Raw genomic sequence first — 15329 nt, forward strand, 5'->3', positions numbered from 1 at the left:
GAATGACCGGTCCGCCGGGCGACCGTCCGGGTATCCGTGGCCACGCATCGGCCGGACCTGCGCTGGGCGCGGGGGTGGCCCGGCCGTAGGCTGGCTGTCATGTCTACCCATGCCAAGCGTGAACGGCTTCTCTTCGCCGACCTGTTGGAGACCGCGGGCCCCGAGGCCCCCACCCTGTGCGAGGGCTGGACGACCCGTGATCTGGCCGCGCACGTGGTCGTGCGCGAGCGCCGCCCGGACGCCGCCGGAGGCATACTCATCAAGCAGCTCGCGTCGCGCCTCGACCGGGTGATGGAGGAGTTCGCCGCCAAGCCGTACGAGGAGCTGATCCAGCTCGTGCGTACCGGTCCGCCGCGTTTCTCGCCCTTCAACCTCAAGCAGATCGACGAGGCGTCGAACACGATCGAGTTCTACGTCCACACCGAGGACATCCGCCGCGCCCGTCCCGAGTGGACCCCGCGCGAGCTGGACCACGTCTTCCAGGACGCCCTGTGGTCCCGTCTGGAGCGCACGGCCCGCCTCATGGGCCGCCGCTCCCCCACCGGCCTGGTCCTGCGCCGCCCCGACGGGCGGACCGCGGTGGCCCACCGCGGCGCCCCGGTCGTCACCGTCACCGGCGAGCCCGCCGAGCTGCTGCTGTTCCTCTACGGCCGTCAGCAGGTCGCCGATGTCGAACTGGAGGGCGAGAAGGAGGCGATCGCCAAGCTGCACGAGACGAAGCAGCTGGGCATCTGACGCCCGACCGCCTGATCCCGAACGCCGGATCCCGGCCCCCCTCGGGCGGCCGGGATCCGGCGGGGCGCGAGGTCACCGCACCGGGTGACCCGCCCCCCGCAGCGCGTTCTTGACCTCGCCGATGCGCAGGTCGCCGAAGTGGAAGACGGAGGCGGCGAGGACGGCGTCGGCGCCCGCTTCGACGGCCGGGGCGAAGTCGGCGAGCCGGCCGGCGCCGCCGGAGGCGATGACGGGGACGGTGACGTGCTTGCGGACGGCCGTGATCATCTCCAGGTCGTAGCCGTCCTTGGTGCCGTCCGCGTCCATGGAGTTGAGCAGGATCTCGCCGGCGCCCAGTTCGGCGGCGCGGTGGGCCCACTCCACGGCGTCGATGCCGGTGCCCTTGCGGCCGCCGTGGGTGGTGACCTCGAAGGATCCGGCCTCGGTGCGGCGGGCGTCCACCGACAGGACCAGCACCTGGCGGCCGAAGCGCTCGGCGATCTCACGGATGAGGTCGGGGCGGGCGATCGCCGCCGTGTTGACGCCGACCTTGTCGGCGCCCGCCCGCAGCAGCTTGTCCACGTCCTCGGCGGTACGGACGCCGCCGCCGACCGTCAGCGGGATGAAGACCTGCTCGGCGGTGCGGCGCACCACGTCGTACGTCGTCTCGCGGTTGCCCGACGAGGCGGTGATGTCCAGGAACGTCAGCTCGTCGGCGCCCTCGGCGTCGTACACCTTCGCCATCTCGACGGGGTCGCCCGCGTCGCGCAGGTTCTGGAAGTTGACGCCCTTGACGACCCGGCCGTTGTCCACGTCCAGGCAGGGGATGACTCGGACCGCCAGGGTCATGAATCCACGGCTCCTAACAAGAGTTCTGGAGGGCCTAGCCTCTGAATGCTTCGATCTCTACTTCGACGAGGATGCGCGGGTCGACGAAACCCTCGACGACCAGCAGGGTCGCGGCCGGACGCACCGGGTCGAAGATCTCCTTGTGGGCCCGCCCCACGGCCTCCACGTCCCGCATGTGGGTCAGGTACATCCGCGTACGGATCACGGCCTCGGCGCCGAGGCCGAACTCGCCGAGCGCCTGGACCGCGCTGGTGAAGGCGACCTTGGCCTGTTCGTACGGGTCGCCCTCCCCGTGCAGTACCTCGCCCCTGAAGGCCGTGGTGCCCGCCACCAGGACGCGGTCGCCCGCCGCGACGGCGCGCGCGAAACCGATGGACTCCTCCCAGGGACTCCCGCTCTGCACCCGCCGCACGCCTTCGGACGTCATGACGCTGTGCCCGGTTTCACGACGTGGCCTCCAGTGCTTCTTCCAGGGTGAACGCCTTCGCGTACAGGGCCTTGCCGACGATGGAACCCTCGACACCGAGGGGCACCAGTTCGGCGATGGCCCGCAGGTCGTCGAGCGACGACACGCCGCCGGACGCCACGACCGGGCGGTCCGTCGCGGCGCACACGTTGCGCAGCAGCTCCAGGTTGGGGCCCTGCAGGGTGCCGTCCTTCGCGATGTCCGTGACGACGTACCGCGCGCAGCCCTCCTTGTCGAGGCGCTCCAGCGTCTCGTAGAGGTCGCCGCCGTCGCGGGTCCAGCCGCGGCCGCGCAGGGTGGTGCCCTTCACGTCGAGGCCGACCGCGATCCTGTCGCCGTGCTCGGCGATGACCTTGGCGACCCACTCGGGGGTCTCCAGGGCGGCCGTGCCCAGGTTGACCCGGGTGCAGCCGGTGGCCAGGGCCTTCGCCAGGGAGGCGTCGTCCCGGATGCCGCCGGACAGCTCGACCTTGATGTCCATCGCCCGGGTGACCTCGGCGACCAGGTCCCGGTTGTCGCCGGTGCCGAACGCGGCGTCCAGATCGACCAGGTGCAGCCACTCGGCGCCCGCGCCCTGCCAGGCGAGGGCGGCCTGGAGCGGGGAGCCGTAGGAGGTCTCCGTGCCGGACTCGCCGTGGACGAGCCGGACCGCCTGGCCGTCACGGACGTCGACGGCGGGAAGGAGTTCGAGCTTGGCCATGGCTACAGGGTTCCGATCCAGTTGGACAGCAGCTGCGCTCCGGCGTCGCCGGACTTCTCGGGGTGGAACTGGGTGGCCCACAGGGCGCCGTTCTCCACGGCGGCCACGAAGGGCTTGCCGTGCGTCGACCAGGTGACCCTGGGGGCGGTGAGCGCGGGGTTGTGCGTCTCCAGGGACCAGTCGTGGACGGCGTAGGAGTGCACGAAGTAGAAGCGGGCGTCGGCGTCGAGGCCGGCGAACAGCCGGCTGTCGGCCGGGGCCTCGACGGTGTTCCAGCCCATGTGCGGCACGATCTCGGCCTGGAGCGGCTCGACGGCGCCGGGCCACTCGTCGAGGCCCTCGGTCTCCACGCCGTGCTCGATGCCGCGTGCGAAGAGGATCTGCATGCCGACGCAGATGCCCATCACCGGGCGGCCGCCGGAGAGCCGGCGGTCGATGATCCAGTCGCCGCGCGCCTCCTTCAGCCCCTTCATGCAGGCGGCGAAGGCGCCGACGCCGGGCACGAGCAGCCCGTCGGCGTTCATGGCGCGGTCGAAGTCACGCGTTATCTCGACCTCGGCACCGGTGCGTGCGAGGGCGCGCTCGGCGGAGCGCACGTTGCCGAAGCCGTAGTCGAAGACGACGACCTTCTTGGGGGCGCTCAATTCCACACCTCCAGTCTCATGACACCGGCGACCAGACACATCGCGGCGCCGACGGAGAGCAGCACGACGAGCTGCTTCGGCATCCCCTGCTTGACGAAGGAGATGATCCCGCCGACCAGGAAGAGGCCGACGACGATCAGGACGGTCGACAGGCCGTTCACAGCGCGCCCTTCGTGGAGGGCAGGATGCCGGCCGCGCGCGGGTCTCGCTCGGAGGCGTAGCGCAGGGCCCGCGCCAGCGCCTTGAACTGGCACTCGACGATGTGGTGCGCGTTGCGCCCGTACGGCACGTGCACGTGCAGCGCGATCTGGGCCTGGGCGACGAAGGACTCCAGGATGTGCCGGGTCATCGTGGTGTCGTACTCGCCGATCATCGGCGCCATCTTCTCGGGCTCGGTGTGCACGAGGTACGGGCGGCCGGAGAGGTCGACGGTGACCTGGGCGAGGGACTCGTCCAGCGGGACCGTGCAGTTGCCGAAGCGGTAGATGCCGACCTTGTCGCCGAGGGCCTGCTTGAAGGCGGCGCCCAGCGCGAGGGCGGTGTCCTCGATGGTGTGGTGGGAGTCGATGTGCAGGTCGCCGTCGGTCTTCACCGTCAGGTCGAACAGACCGTGGCGGCCGAGCTGGTCGAGCATGTGGTCGTAGAAGCCGACCCCGGTGGAGATCTCCGTGCGGCCCGTGCCGTCGAGGTCTATCTCGACGAGGACCGAGGTCTCCTTGGTCGTCCGTTCGATTCTGCCGACGCGGCCTTGGCGAGTCATGCGTGCTGCTCCTTCTTCAGTTCACGTACCGCGTCGAGGAACGCGTCGTTCTCGGCGGGAGTTCCGGCGGTGACCCGCAGCCATCCCGGTACGCCGTTGTCCCGGACCAGGACGCCCCGGTCGAGGATGCTCCGCCAGACCTCGTGCGCGTCCTCGAACCTGCCGAACTGCACGAAGTTCGCGTCGGACTCGGTCACCTCGTAGCCGAGGGCGCGCAGTTCGGCGACGAGCCGGTCCCGCTCCGTCTTCAGCTGTTCGACGTAGCCGAGGAGGGTGTCGGTGTGCTCCAGGGCGGCCAGCGCGGTCGCCTGGGTGACGGCGGAGAGGTGGTACGGCAGCCGGACGAGCTGGACGGCGTCGACGACCGCCGGGTGCGCGGCGAGGTAGCCGAGGCGCAGACCGGCCGCGCCGAAGGCCTTGGACATCGTCCGCGAGACGACCAGGTGGGGCCGGCCGTCGAGCAGGGGCAGCAGCGAGTCGCCGTGGCTGAACTCGACGTAGGCCTCGTCGACCACCACCATCGACGGCTTGGCCGCCTGCGCGGCGTCGTGGAGGGCGAGGACGGTCTCGCGCGAGACCGCGTTGCCGGTGGGGTTGTTGGGGGTGGTGATGAAGACGACGTCCGGCCGGTGCTCGGCGATCGCCTTCTCGGCGGCGGCGAGGTCGATCGTGAAGTCCTCGCGGCGGGGGCCGGAGATCCAGCCGGTGCCCGTGCCGCGCGCGATCAGGCCGTGCATCGAGTACGAGGGCTCGAAGCCGATGGCTTTGCGGCCGGGTCCGCCGAAGGTCTGCAGAAGCTGCTGGATGACCTCGTTGGAGCCGTTGGCCGCCCAGACGTCCGCCGCCTCGACCCCGTACCCGGACGTCTTCGTCAGGTACTCGGCGAGCCGCGTCCGCAGCTCCACCGCGTCCCGGTCCGGGTAGCGGTTGAGCCGGCGGGCCGCCTCCCGCACCCGCTCGGCGATCCGCTCGACCAGCGCCTCGGGCAGCGGGTAGGGGTTCTCGTTGGTGTTCAGCCGTACGGGGACGTCGAGCTGCGGCGCGCCGTAGGGGCTCTTGCCGCGCAGTTCGTCCCGTACGGGAAGATCGTCGATTCCGAAGCTCACTTGCCGGGCACCTTCCAGCCGAACCTTGCCTTGATCGCCGCGCCGTGCGCGGGCAGGTCCTCCGCCTCGGCCAGCGTCACCACGTGGTGCGCGACCTCGGCCAGCGCGTCCTTGGTGTAGTCGACGACGTGGATGCCGCGCAGGAAGGACTGGACGGACAGACCGGAGGAGTGGCAGGCGCAGCCCCCGGTGGGGAGCACGTGGTTGGAGCCGGCCGCGTAGTCGCCCAGGGAGACCGGCGCCCAGGGGCCGATGAAGATCGCGCCGGCGTTGACCACCCGCTCGGCGACCGCCGCGGCGTCGGCCGTCTGGATCTCCAGGTGCTCGGCGCCGTAGGCGTTGACGACCCGCAGGCCCTCGTCGACGCCGTCGACCAGGACGATCGCGGACTGCCGGCCGGCCAGCGAGGGACGGATCCGGTCCTCGACGTGCTTGGTGGCCTCGACCTGCGGCTGAAGTTCCTTCTCCACGGCGTCGGCGAGGGAGACGGAGTCGGTGACGAGCACGGCGGCCGCGAGCGGGTCGTGCTCGGCCTGGCTGATCAGGTCGGCGGCGACGTGCACCGGGTCGGCGGTGTCGTCCGCGAGGACCGCGATCTCGGTCGGACCGGCCTCGGAGTCGATGCCGATGACACCGGTGAAGTACCGCTTGGCGGCGGCCACCCAGATGTTGCCCGGCCCGGTGACCATCGGGGCCGGCGGGCAGGACTCGGTGCCGTACGCGAACATCGCGACGGCGGTGGCGCCACCGGCCGCGTACACCTCGTCGACGCCGAGCAGCGCGCAGGCCGCGAGGATCGTGGGGTGCGGGAGCCCGTCGAACTCGGCCTGCGCCGGGGAGGCGAGGGCGATCGAGGGGACACCGGCCTCCTGCGCCGGGACCACGTTCATGATCACGGAGGAGGGGTACACCGAGCGGCCGCCGGGGGCGTACAGGCCGACGCGCTCGACGGGCACCCATTTCTCGGTCACGGTGCCGCCGGGGACGACCTGGGTGGTGTGGGTGGTGCGGCGCTGCTCGCGGTGGACGATGCGGGCGCGGCGGATCGACTCCTCCAGGGCCGCGCGGACGGCCGGGTCGAGCTGCTCCAGCGCCTGCGCGAGGGCCTCGGCCGGGACCCGGACGGACGTCAGCCGGACGCCGTCGAATTTCTCCGCGAAGTCGATCAGCGCCGCGTCGCCCCGATGATGCACGGCCTCGCAGATCGGACGCACCTTCTCCAGGGCGGCCGAGACGTCGAAGTCGGCTCGGGGCAGCAGGTCGCGCAGGGCGGGTCCCTCCGGGAGGGCGTCGCCGCGCAGGTCGATTCGGGAGATCACGTTCCCAATTCTCTCAGACCCGCGTCGGCCGTCATCCGCGCGTTCCACTGGGTGATACGGGGCGGTCGGGGAACCTGGAAGATCACCTTCACGTCTTGCGTTCAGGACGTCACCCAGCGGGCATCACCAGCGTAAACAGTTGCGCGATACACGTGGATGCGCGTGAGTGCACGCGAGGGGCGCAGGACGGGGAAGGGAACAGGCGTGAGCGAGGGGCCCGGCATCCGGGACGAGGGAGATCTGCCGGACGACCTGACCGCCGCCGAAGCGGGCATGTGGCAGGCCTTCCGCAACGGCAGCGTGTACGACCTGCGCAACGGGGACATCGCCGTGGACGACCCGCACGGCGGCCACCCCTGGGGGCCCGAGCGGAGCGTGCGGGCACGGATCGTGGCCTGGCTGCTGCTGGACGGGCCGCCCGCGCTGGCCGGGCGGGTCTCGGCGCTGAAGCTGGTCGGCGTCCAGATCAAGGGCGTCCTGGAGCTGGCGGGCGGCCAGGTGGTGCCGTACGTGGAGATGAAGGGCTGCCGGTTCGAGAAGGAGATCCTGGTGCCGGAGGCGCGGTTCACGACCGTGCGGCTGGTGGACTGCTCGGTGCCCCGGCTGGAGGCGGCCCGGCTGCACACGGAGGGCGATCTGCATCTGCCGCGCTGCCGGTTCCACAACGGGGTGCGGCTCGCGGACGCCCACATCGGCACCGATCTGCTGCTCAACCAGGCGGTCGTCTACCGCGACCGGCACGGCCGCTCGCTCTCCGCCGACGGGCTGACCGTCGCCCAGGACGTCCAGGCCGAGATGCTGGAGTCGCACGGCGAGCTGAGCCTGCGCGGCGCGACCGTCGGCGCCTCGCTCAGCCTGCGCGGCAGCCGTCTCGCCAACCCCTACGGCCGCCTCGCGCTGAACGCGCCCCAGCTGACCGTCGAGCGCACCCTGTACCTGACCCCGGCCGGCATCGGCAATCCGCTGCACACCAGCGGCAGCACGCCCGCGCGCGGCACCCGCGTGCAGCGGTTCGAGTGCGCGGGCGGGGTGCGGCTGGACGACGGGCGGTTCGGTGACTCGGTCGACCTGGAGCGGGCCCGCTTCACCTTCACGGATGAACAGGAGCTGTCGCTGCGCCGCGTGCAGGTGCCCGAGCTGCGGTTCCTCGGCGACCGGCCGGAGCGCGGCAAGGTCGTCCTGTCCGGGGCGCGCGTCGGCGTCCTGATCGACAGTTCGGGGAGCTGGCCCGGCCCCGGCAATCTCCACATGGGCGGCTTCCAGTACGAGTCGCTGGTGCCGCGCGACCGGTTCCCGCTGGCCAGACGGCTGGAGTGGGTGGCTGCGGCGACCGCCGAGTACAGCCCGGAGCCGTACGAGCGGCTGGCGAGCGTACTGCGGGCCGGCGGGGACGACGAGGGCGCCCGCGAGGTGCTCCTCGCCAAGCAGCGCCACCGGCGGGAGAACCTGCCGCTGGCGGCCAAGCTCTGGGGGTACGCACAGGACTGGACCGTCGCCTACGGGTACCGGCCCGGCCGGGCGGCGGTGTGGATGGCGGTGCTGTGGGCGCTGACCTCGCTGGCGTTCTCGCAGTCGGACCATCCGCCGATGAAGAGCGGCGAGCACCCGCACTGGAGCCCTTCCCTGTTCGCGCTGGACCTGCTGCTGCCGATCGTCGACCTCGGCCAGGTCGGCTACTGGCAGCTGCGCGGGGGCTGGCAGTGGCTGGCCGCGGTGGTGATCATCCTGGGCTGGATCCTCGCGACGACGGTGGCGGCGGGCGCCACCCGCCTCCTGAGCAGGAACTGACCGGTTCCCACCGGTTGTCAACCGTTCTCACCCGCTCTCACCCGTTGGCACCGGTTGTCTCCGGAGGCCCCTCGATGCCCCGGACCTTAATCTGGGCAGCACACAACCGGACTCGCCCTCCCGTCGTCTTGCCAGCAGAACCACCGGTCGCGATCTTCCCGATCGCGAAACCACGACGGCGAGGACCCCGGCCCGCGGAAGCGGCGCCGGTTCAAGCGCAAGGGGGTGTCATGGGGCCGCTGCGCGCGCTCGTGCGTACCGTCCGGATGGCACGTCACACCTCCCGGCTCGCCGTCGGCCTGGTCGCCGACGACGAGGTACTGCTCGACGCCCCCGACGAACGGCTCGGACCCGCGCTGGTGGCGGCGGGCCGCGGTGAGTACGCGCCGGCGGCGAAGCTGCTGGCGACCACCCGGGAGGCCGCCGAGTGGGAGAACCGCGACCGGTACGCGTTACGCCTCGCCACCTTCGCCCACGCGCGCGACGCGTGGCTGCGGGCCTGGCACGCGGCCGCCCCGCACGACCCGGACGTCCTGCTGATCAGGGCCGAGCTGGCGGTGGCCCGCGGCTGGGACTCCCCCGCCCGGGTCGAACTGCTGCGCGAGGTCGGCCCGTTGGTCGCCGCGGCCGCGGAGGGCGAGCCGCGCGACCCGGTGCCCTGGCGGATCGCGCTCGACCACGCCCGGGGCACGGGCCTCGGCCACACCGGGTTCGAGCGGCTGTGGGCGGAGGCGGTCCGTCGCTCCCCGCACCACTACGGATGTCATGTATCGGCCCTGAAGTACCTCTCGGCCGCCTGGTACGGCTCGCACCGCGAGTGCTTCGACTTCGCCGAGCGGGCCGCCGAGGACGCGCTGCCCGGCTCCCTCGTCCGGGCCCTGCCGGTCCGGGCGGCGCTGGCGTACCTCACCGAGGACGGCGGTGCCGTGATCCCGCGCGCGCGGCTGGACGAGGCGGCGGACGGCGCGATCGCTCTCTCCGCCGAGTACGCGCCGGGCGATCCCTGGCCCGCGGAGGTCCGCAACCTGCTGACCTACGTCCTGGTCCGCCTGGAACGCTGGCCGGACGCGCTGGCCCAGCTGCGCATGATCGGCCCGTACGCCACGTCCTTCCCGTGGGACCGGATGTCCGACGATCCGCTGGGCCAGTTCCTGCAGCTGCGGGACGGCGTGCGGCTCGAAGTGGCGTGCTCGATCCCGCTGCGCGCACGGCCCGAGCGGCCGGGACGGGCCGCAGGATAGCGTCCGCCGGAGGTCACCAAACGAGTACGGACGAACGCGCGCGCCCCGACGACCATTAGGCTCTGGCCTCGTGACCACCGTCCGGCTGCCGCTCTTCCCCCTGAACTCGGTGTTGTACCCGGGGCTCGTGCTACCTCTGAACATCTTCGAGGAGCGCTATCGCGCCATGATGCGCGAGTTGCTGAAGACCCCCGAGGACCAACCCCGCCGCTTCGCCGTCGTCGCCATCCGCGACGGCCACGAGGTCGCGCCGAGCGCCCCCGGCATGCCGGATCCGACGGCCCAGCCCGACCGGGGCCCGACCGCGGGCTTCGGCGACGAGCCGACCAAGGCGTTCCACTCCGTGGGCTGCATCGCGGACGCGGCCACCATCCGGGAGCGCGACAACGGCACGTACGAGGTCCTCGCGACCGGGACCACCCGGGTGCGGATCCTCTCGGTGGACGCCTCGGGCCCGTTCCTCATGGCGGACCTGGAGGAGCTGCCGGAGGACGCGGGCGACGAGGCGGGCGCGCTCGCGGAGGGCGTCCTGCGGGCGTTCCGCCAGTACCAGAAGCGGCTCGCGGGCGCCCGGGAGCGCTCGCTGTCCACGGGTGCGGACCTGCCGGACGAGCCGGCCGTCGTCTCGTACCTGGTCGCCGCCGCGATGATGCTCGACACGCCCGCCAAGCAGCGGCTGCTGCAGGCTCCGGACACGGCGTCCCGGCTGCGCGACGAGCTGAAACTCCTGCGCGCCGAGTCCGCCATCATCCGTAGTCTGCCGTCGTTGCCCGCGTCGGAGCTGACGCGGAGCCCGACGAGTCTCAACTGACGCACACGGACAGGCCGATGGCGAAGAAGTCGAAGAAGCAGCAGGCGGGCGGCACGCCCGCGACGGTGGCCCTGAGCGCGGCGGGCGTGGAGTTCACCGTGCACGCCTACGAGCACGATCCGGCGCATCCGTCCTACGGCGAGGAGGCGGCCGAGGCGATGGGTGTGTCCCCCGAGCGGGTGTTCAAGACCCTGGTGGCGGACGTCGACGGCGCGCTCGTGGTCGCGGTCGTGCCGGTGGCGGGTTCGCTGGACCTGAAGTCGCTGGCGACGGCGGTCGGCGGCAAGCGGGCGGCGATGGCGGATCCGGCTCTGGCGGAGCGCACGACGGGGTATGTCCGGGGCGGCATCTCCCCGCTCGGCCAGCGCAAGAAGCTCCGTACGGTGCTGGACGCGTCCGCGGAGGGTCACGCCACGATCTGTGTCTCCGCGGGGCGGCGGGGGCTGGAGGTCGAGCTGTGCCCCCAGGACCTGCTGAAGCTGACGGACGCGCTTGCCGCGCCGATCGGCCGCGGGTGACCCTCCGGGGGTGCGGGTGGGGTGCGTCGTCGGGTGCGGGTGAGCGGGGGCTGGTCGCGCAGTTCCCCGCGCCCCTGAAAAGCAGGGGCTGCGCCCCATTGCCTTTCGGGCCCCCAGGGCCGTCGCCTTCCAGGCCTCCGGGGCCTGGGCTTTTCAGGGGTGCGGGGAACTGCGCGAGAAGCCCCACCGGGCCCCACTCGACCACGCACCCCGACCGCCCCGAGTTCCCTCACGCACCCGGCGAAGACGTACCGTACCCGTCCTCGAACGGCGGCTCCGGATCCCGCGGCCCGAACAGCGCGGTCAGGCACAGGTGCACCAGCAGCGCCGCCATCGGCCACGCCAGCAACGCCCCCTTCGCGGCCAGCTTCAGCGGCGCGGAGAACGTCACCCCCTGCCCGACCTCCTTCGCCCGCGCCGCGACATCGGTCTCGGGCCCGAGCCAGACCCCGAGCCGCCACGCCAGCACCCCCGCCAGCAGCCCGCCGACCGTGAGCGCCGCGACGAGCGGCACCCCGCCGCGCCGGCGCAGCAGGAAGACGACGAGCGCGCACAGCGCGCCGGCGCCCAGGGCCAGCAGCACGAACGTCCCGTCGACCCCGACGGCCTGTTCGCCCTCGGTGTCCTCGAAGTAGACCGCCGACCCGTCGGAGACGAGCGGCACGTGCGGCGCGAGCCACCACCACAGCAGACCGAGCACCGCACCGCCGAGCACCGCCGTGACCACGGTGACGACGGCGGCCTCGATCAGTTCGGTCCGCAGTCCGGGACCGGCCGGCTTCTGCGGCTCGTACCAGAGTTCCGCCTCGCCCCCGCCGCTGGTGGGCGGCGGACCCCAGGGGTCGTTCGGGGGCTGGTTGTGCGGCGGCGGAGGGGGAGTCAACGGTGCGGTCACCCTGCCATCGTGCCAGGCCCGGCCGGGCGCCGCGTCACCGGACGGCGGCCCGCCGGTACGCCCAGGTGGCGACGGCGAGCGAGACGACCCCGACCCCCGCGCACACGGCGAGGTCCCCGAGCACGAACGCCCAGTCCGGGTTCGGCCCGAACGTCCGCGCGAGGGCCTCGACCCCGTACGTCGAGGGCAGCAGATCCCGGGCGAACTGGATGAAGCCCGGCATCCGGCCCGCCGGCAGCACGCCGAGCAGCAGCGCGGCCGACATGCCGAGCTGCCCGAGGACGGTGGCGAGTTCCGGGCGCGGGGCGAGCAGACCCAGCGCGGCGCCCAGTCCGGCGAGCGCGGCCCCGGCGAGCGGGATCACGGCGGCGAGCACCCAGAGGTGGGTCAGCGGCAGCCCGAACAGCACACAGCCGAAGACGGCGGTCACGACGGTCCCCGGCACGGTGAAGGAGGCGTACGCCCCCGCCGCGCCCAGCACCACCGCCGCCGGCGGCACCGGCAGCGTCGCGTAGTGGTCGAGACCGCCGCTGGAGCGCAGCTGCCCGAAGTACTGGGCCAGCAGGTTCAGGGCGACGAACGCGACGACCAGGACCGCCGAACCGGCGACCACGGCGTGCGCCTCGGCTCCGCCGTCCACCACTCCGCGCATCAGGACCATGATCCCGATCGACTGGAAGGTGGCCACGAACAGCAGGGGGATCCGCGCGACCCGCGCCCGGGAGAGCTGCGCCCGGTACACGGCGCACAGCGAGGGCCACAGGCGCGCGCGAGGCCCCAGCTCGGCGGCTTCGCGCTCCACACGCCCCTCTGCGGCCAGGGCCTGGCCCGGCAGGATCTCGGCGGGTACGACACTCACGTCGAGCTGCTCCTCTGCGCTTCTGCTGTCGCCCATTGTCGTACGGCCGCGGCGGCCCGGCCGTTCACGCCCGCGCCGGCCGTTCTCCGGTTCACACCCGTGTCCCTCACCCCTTGACCAGTCCCTGTGCGCTGCCCGCGCTGCCGCCGAGCGCCAGGTAGACGTCCTCCAGGCTGGGCGTGGCGAGGGTGAAGTCGTCGAGCGCCACGAAGGCGGCGCCCCCGGTCACCGTGGCCACCACCGCGCGCGCCTCCTCGGGGGCGAGCCGGAGGGTCCAGCGGCGCCCGGACTCCACGGCGCGCGGGCGCAGCACGGCGACCTCGGGCACGTCCAGCGGGGCCTTCTCCCGCCACACCAGCTCGACGCGCACCTCGCCGGCGACCCGCTCCTTCAGTCCGGCCGGGGTGTCGCAGGCGATGACCCGCCCCTGGTCGAGGACGGCGACCCGGTCGAGGACGGTCTCCGCCTCGATGACGTTGTGGGTGACCAGCAGGACGGTGGTGCCGGACTGGGCCCGCCGCCGGTCCACGGCGGCCCACACGGCCCGCCGGGCCACCGGGTCCATGCCGCTGGTCGGCTCGTCGAGCACCAGCAGGGGCCGCTCCCCGACGAGCGCGGTGGCGAAGCAGGCGAGCCGCCGCTGCCCGCCGGACAGCTTCTTCAGCGGGCGCGCGGCGAGCCCGGTCAGCCCCAGCTCCTCCAGCACGGCGTCCCGCTCGGCCCGCGCCCGTCGTACCTCCAGCCCGCGCAGCCGCCCCGTGGTCTCCGCGGCGAGCGCCACGGTCAGCTCGTCCAGAGCTGTCGACTCCTGCCCCAGATAGGCGAGGATCCGCGCGGCCCGCTCGGGGTGGCGCACGATGTCGTGGCCCAGGATGTCGACGGTGCCGTCGTCGGGCCGCATCAGCCCGGTCAGCTGCCGTACGAGCGTGGTCTTGCCCGCCCCGTTGGGCCCGAGCAGACCGAAGATCTCCCCGCGCCGGACCTCCAGCGCCACCGCGTCGTTCGCCCGCACCTCGGGCGTGCCCGGCGTGCCCCGCCGCCCCCGGGTCGCCGGATACGTCTTGGTGAGCCCCCGCACAGCGCACACGACATCCCCGCCATGCCGGACCGCCTGTGCCGTACGCGTACTCACGAGGGACGAGCCTACGGGGTCCGGGGCGCCCTTTTCCCTCCGGGTCGCCCGAGCCGCGCTCCCCGGCCCCCCGGCGCCCGGCCGCTGACGCCGGCGCACGCGACCCCGGGTCAGGAGGTGCTCGCGCCACCGCCGGAGGTGGTCCGCACATCGATCTCCCGCCAGAAGCCGGCCCGGATCGCGTACCGGTCGTGCTCGTCGATCTGGTCGTCCTTGTGGGCCAGCAGTCCGAACCGGGCCGCGTACCGCAGCAGCTCCCCGTCGACGCGGTGCGGCACCCGCGGATACATCCCCGACAGCTTCTGCAGATGCGTCTGGTCGGGCAGCCGGGCCATCCACCGCCGGGCGAACACCTGTCCGACCTCGAAGGGATCGCCGCCGACCGTGGTGATGTCCTCCTCCCGGTCGGCCCACCGCTGCTCCGCGCTCGTCAGCTGCGCCAGCGTCGGCATGGCCGCCGCCTCGGGCGGCTCCGCCGCGCCGCCGGGCCGGTCCACCCAGCCCTTGTCGGAGGACCACCGCAGGGTGGCCGTCGCCGGGTGCTGCGCGGGGTGCGCCCCCGGTGCCCGCATGGCGGCCAGGTCCTTCGGTGTCGGTACGCCCTTGTGCGTGGCCGTCCGTTCCTCGGTCCCGTTGCGCACGGCACCGGCCGCCGAGGTGTGTTCGGGCTCTCCCGTCGGCCGTTCGGTGGCGGCCGCGAGGGCGGACTCGGGCAGCGGCGCCGACAGGATCGCGGCGATCTCCGGGCGCGGCACCGGCTGCGGCGCGCAGACCCCGCCGAGGTCCTTGGCCCGTACGGCCTTGGTGATCCACATCCGGTCGAGGACCCGCCGCTCGTCGGCCTCGGCGACCAGGTCCTCGGACTGGTTGTAGTCGCCGTCGGCGGCCTGCACGGCCCACAGATGCACGGCGACACCGTGCTCCTTGGCGGCCATCATGCCCGGCAGCAGATCCCCGTCGCCGGTCACGAGGACCACGTCGGAGCAGGCGCGGTTGCGGGCCAGCTCGGTCAGTTCGGCGTGCATGGCGGCGTCCACGCCCTTCTGCGCCCACCGCCCGTCGCTGCGGGTCAGCGCGCCGAGCCGCACGGTCACCCGGGGCATCACGCGCAGCCTGCGGTGCTCGGGCTGCGGGACGCGGTCGGGGGCGCCGTCGAACCAGTAGATGCGCAGCAACGGCCGCTCGGTGTCGGCCTCGGCGCGCTCGCGCAGCCCCTGGATGAGGGCGGCGTGATCGACGGTGATGCGGGAGCGGGAGGGTTCCCCGGCGAGGAGGCTGGCGGCCGCGCCGAGCAGATACCCGGCGTCCACCAGGACGATGCAGCGGTCCACGCGATCCACCCTCTTTCCGGGAGGTTTGCTTCGGGCTTCCTTCGAGTCTGCCCGACCACGCGGAGGTTAACGGCCGGAACTCGATCTTCGGCGTGGCGTCTTCACGTGTGCCACGCCGTGCGCCCTTCCGCGACACGGCACGTCGGCCGACAACTCTCGTCACGGACGGTGATTTTCCGAAATGCGCGCCTTGTCA

General features: G+C 72.9%; 17 protein-coding genes. 5 read left to right on the forward strand and 12 right to left on the reverse strand.

The genetic code is table 11. The annotated features are described in order from the left end of the window. Nucleotides 1–99: 99 nt before the first annotated feature. On the forward strand, nucleotides 100–735 hold the full coding sequence (locus tag H4687_RS12295; protein WP_020115242.1) for a TIGR03085 family metal-binding protein: 636 nt from the start codon (nucleotides 100–102) through the stop codon (nucleotides 733–735). A 72-nt stretch (nucleotides 736–807) separates the two neighbouring features. On the opposite strand, the gene hisF is transcribed toward H4687_RS12295, so the two are convergent. From hisF to hisD, 8 genes are read right to left on the reverse strand one after another with little or no spacing between them, the layout of a single operon-like run. Then, entirely contained in the window at nucleotides 808–1563 is a 756-nt protein-coding gene (gene hisF, locus H4687_RS12300) for an imidazole glycerol phosphate synthase subunit HisF (protein ID WP_005478147.1), read from the reverse strand. Nucleotides 1564–1597: 34 nt separating this feature from the next. Next, nucleotides 1598–1990, reverse strand: a complete 393-nt coding sequence (locus H4687_RS12305) for a RidA family protein (RefSeq protein WP_005478148.1) — start codon at nucleotides 1988–1990, stop codon at nucleotides 1598–1600. Between the two features lie 16 nt (nucleotides 1991–2006). Continuing rightward, nucleotides 2007–2729 (reverse strand): bifunctional 1-(5-phosphoribosyl)-5-((5-phosphoribosylamino)methylideneamino)imidazole-4-carboxamide isomerase/phosphoribosylanthranilate isomerase PriA, encoded by a 723-nt coding sequence (gene priA, locus H4687_RS12310; protein WP_046916386.1) that lies wholly within the window; start codon nucleotides 2727–2729, stop codon nucleotides 2007–2009. A gap of 2 nt (nucleotides 2730–2731) precedes the next feature. Continuing rightward, a complete protein-coding gene (gene hisH / locus H4687_RS12315) occupies nucleotides 2732–3379 on the reverse strand; it encodes an imidazole glycerol phosphate synthase subunit HisH (RefSeq protein WP_097250406.1) in 648 nt (215 codons plus the stop codon). Then, entirely contained in the window at nucleotides 3370–3534 is a 165-nt protein-coding gene (locus H4687_RS12320; protein WP_005478154.1) for a hypothetical protein, read from the reverse strand. The genes hisH and H4687_RS12320 overlap by 10 nt, the downstream gene beginning before the upstream one ends. Next, a complete protein-coding gene (hisB, locus tag H4687_RS12325) occupies nucleotides 3531–4133 on the reverse strand; it encodes an imidazoleglycerol-phosphate dehydratase HisB (RefSeq protein ID WP_005478155.1) in 603 nt (200 codons plus the stop codon). The genes H4687_RS12320 and hisB overlap by 4 nt, the downstream gene beginning before the upstream one ends. After that, on the reverse strand, nucleotides 4130–5239 hold the full coding sequence (locus tag H4687_RS12330; protein ID WP_050399076.1) for a histidinol-phosphate transaminase: 1110 nt from the start codon (nucleotides 5237–5239) through the stop codon (nucleotides 4130–4132). The genes hisB and H4687_RS12330 overlap by 4 nt, the downstream gene beginning before the upstream one ends. Beyond that, nucleotides 5236–6558, reverse strand: coding sequence for a histidinol dehydrogenase (hisD, locus tag H4687_RS12335; protein ID WP_046912717.1), 1323 nt, complete (start codon nucleotides 6556–6558; stop codon nucleotides 5236–5238). Before hisD ends, H4687_RS12330 begins: the two co-directional genes overlap by 4 nt. 204 nt (nucleotides 6559–6762) lie before the next feature. Here hisD and H4687_RS12340 point away from each other — a divergent pair, with 204 nt between their 5' ends. The 4 genes from H4687_RS12340 to ybaK all read left to right on the forward strand — a co-directional run bounded on the left by H4687_RS12340 (nucleotide 6763) and on the right by ybaK (nucleotide 10916). Beyond that, the gene (locus tag H4687_RS12340; RefSeq protein ID WP_046912716.1) at nucleotides 6763–8346 is read left to right on the forward strand and encodes a hypothetical protein; all 1584 of its coding nucleotides are present in this window, start codon (nucleotides 6763–6765) and stop codon (nucleotides 8344–8346) included. A gap of 230 nt (nucleotides 8347–8576) precedes the next feature. Continuing rightward, on the forward strand, nucleotides 8577–9587 hold the full coding sequence (locus H4687_RS12345; protein WP_046912715.1) for a hypothetical protein: 1011 nt from the start codon (nucleotides 8577–8579) through the stop codon (nucleotides 9585–9587). Between the two features lie 70 nt (nucleotides 9588–9657). Beyond that, nucleotides 9658–10398 carry an LON peptidase substrate-binding domain-containing protein gene (locus H4687_RS12350; protein WP_046912714.1) on the forward strand — a complete coding sequence of 247 codons (741 nt, stop codon included), beginning with the start codon at nucleotides 9658–9660 and terminating at the stop codon, nucleotides 10396–10398. Nucleotides 10399–10415: 17 nt separating this feature from the next. Next, complete coding sequence (gene ybaK, locus H4687_RS12355) at nucleotides 10416–10916, forward strand: Cys-tRNA(Pro) deacylase (RefSeq protein WP_046912713.1); 501 nt, start codon at nucleotides 10416–10418, stop codon at nucleotides 10914–10916. A 229-nt stretch (nucleotides 10917–11145) separates the two neighbouring features. Here the strand turns inward: ybaK and H4687_RS12360 are convergent, their stop codons facing one another. The 4 genes from H4687_RS12360 to H4687_RS12375 all read right to left on the reverse strand — a co-directional run bounded on the left by H4687_RS12360 (nucleotide 11146) and on the right by H4687_RS12375 (nucleotide 15133). Then, nucleotides 11146–11811, reverse strand: a complete 666-nt coding sequence (locus H4687_RS12360) for a hypothetical protein (RefSeq protein WP_046912712.1) — start codon at nucleotides 11809–11811, stop codon at nucleotides 11146–11148. Nucleotides 11812–11845: 34 nt separating this feature from the next. Next, the gene (locus H4687_RS12365; protein ID WP_078907414.1) at nucleotides 11846–12706 is read right to left on the reverse strand and encodes an ABC transporter permease; all 861 of its coding nucleotides are present in this window, start codon (nucleotides 12704–12706) and stop codon (nucleotides 11846–11848) included. A gap of 70 nt (nucleotides 12707–12776) precedes the next feature. Then, the gene (locus H4687_RS12370) at nucleotides 12777–13802 is read right to left on the reverse strand and encodes an ABC transporter ATP-binding protein (RefSeq protein WP_078907415.1); all 1026 of its coding nucleotides are present in this window, start codon (nucleotides 13800–13802) and stop codon (nucleotides 12777–12779) included. Nucleotides 13803–13912: 110 nt separating this feature from the next. Beyond that, complete coding sequence (locus tag H4687_RS12375) at nucleotides 13913–15133, reverse strand: NYN domain-containing protein (protein WP_046912709.1); 1221 nt, start codon at nucleotides 15131–15133, stop codon at nucleotides 13913–13915. Nucleotides 15134–15329: the final 196 nt, after the last annotated feature.

The sequence above is a fragment of the Streptomyces stelliscabiei genome, from assembly GCF_014873495.1.
Lineage (GTDB): Bacteria > Actinomycetota > Actinomycetes > Streptomycetales > Streptomycetaceae > Streptomyces > Streptomyces bottropensis.

Excerpts from the sequence above, each read along its gene's own strand:
- H4687_RS12295 (WP_020115242.1), top strand. The coding sequence starts at position 100 with ATGTCTACCCATGCCAAGCGTGAACGGCTTCTCTTCGCCGACCTGTTG.
- hisF (WP_005478147.1), bottom strand. The coding sequence starts at position 1,563 with ATGACCCTGGCGGTCCGAGTCATCCCCTGCCTGGACGTGGACAACGGC.
- H4687_RS12305 (WP_005478148.1), bottom strand. The coding sequence starts at position 1,990 with ATGACGTCCGAAGGCGTGCGGCGGGTGCAGAGCGGGAGTCCCTGGGAG.
- priA (WP_046916386.1), bottom strand. The coding sequence starts at position 2,729 with ATGGCCAAGCTCGAACTCCTTCCCGCCGTCGACGTCCGTGACGGCCAG.
- hisB (WP_005478155.1), bottom strand. The coding sequence starts at position 4,133 with ATGACTCGCCAAGGCCGCGTCGGCAGAATCGAACGGACGACCAAGGAG.
- H4687_RS12345 (WP_046912715.1), top strand. The coding sequence starts at position 8,577 with ATGGGGCCGCTGCGCGCGCTCGTGCGTACCGTCCGGATGGCACGTCAC.
- ybaK (WP_046912713.1), top strand. The coding sequence starts at position 10,416 with ATGGCGAAGAAGTCGAAGAAGCAGCAGGCGGGCGGCACGCCCGCGACG.
- H4687_RS12365 (WP_078907414.1), bottom strand. The coding sequence starts at position 12,706 with ATGGGCGACAGCAGAAGCGCAGAGGAGCAGCTCGACGTGAGTGTCGTA.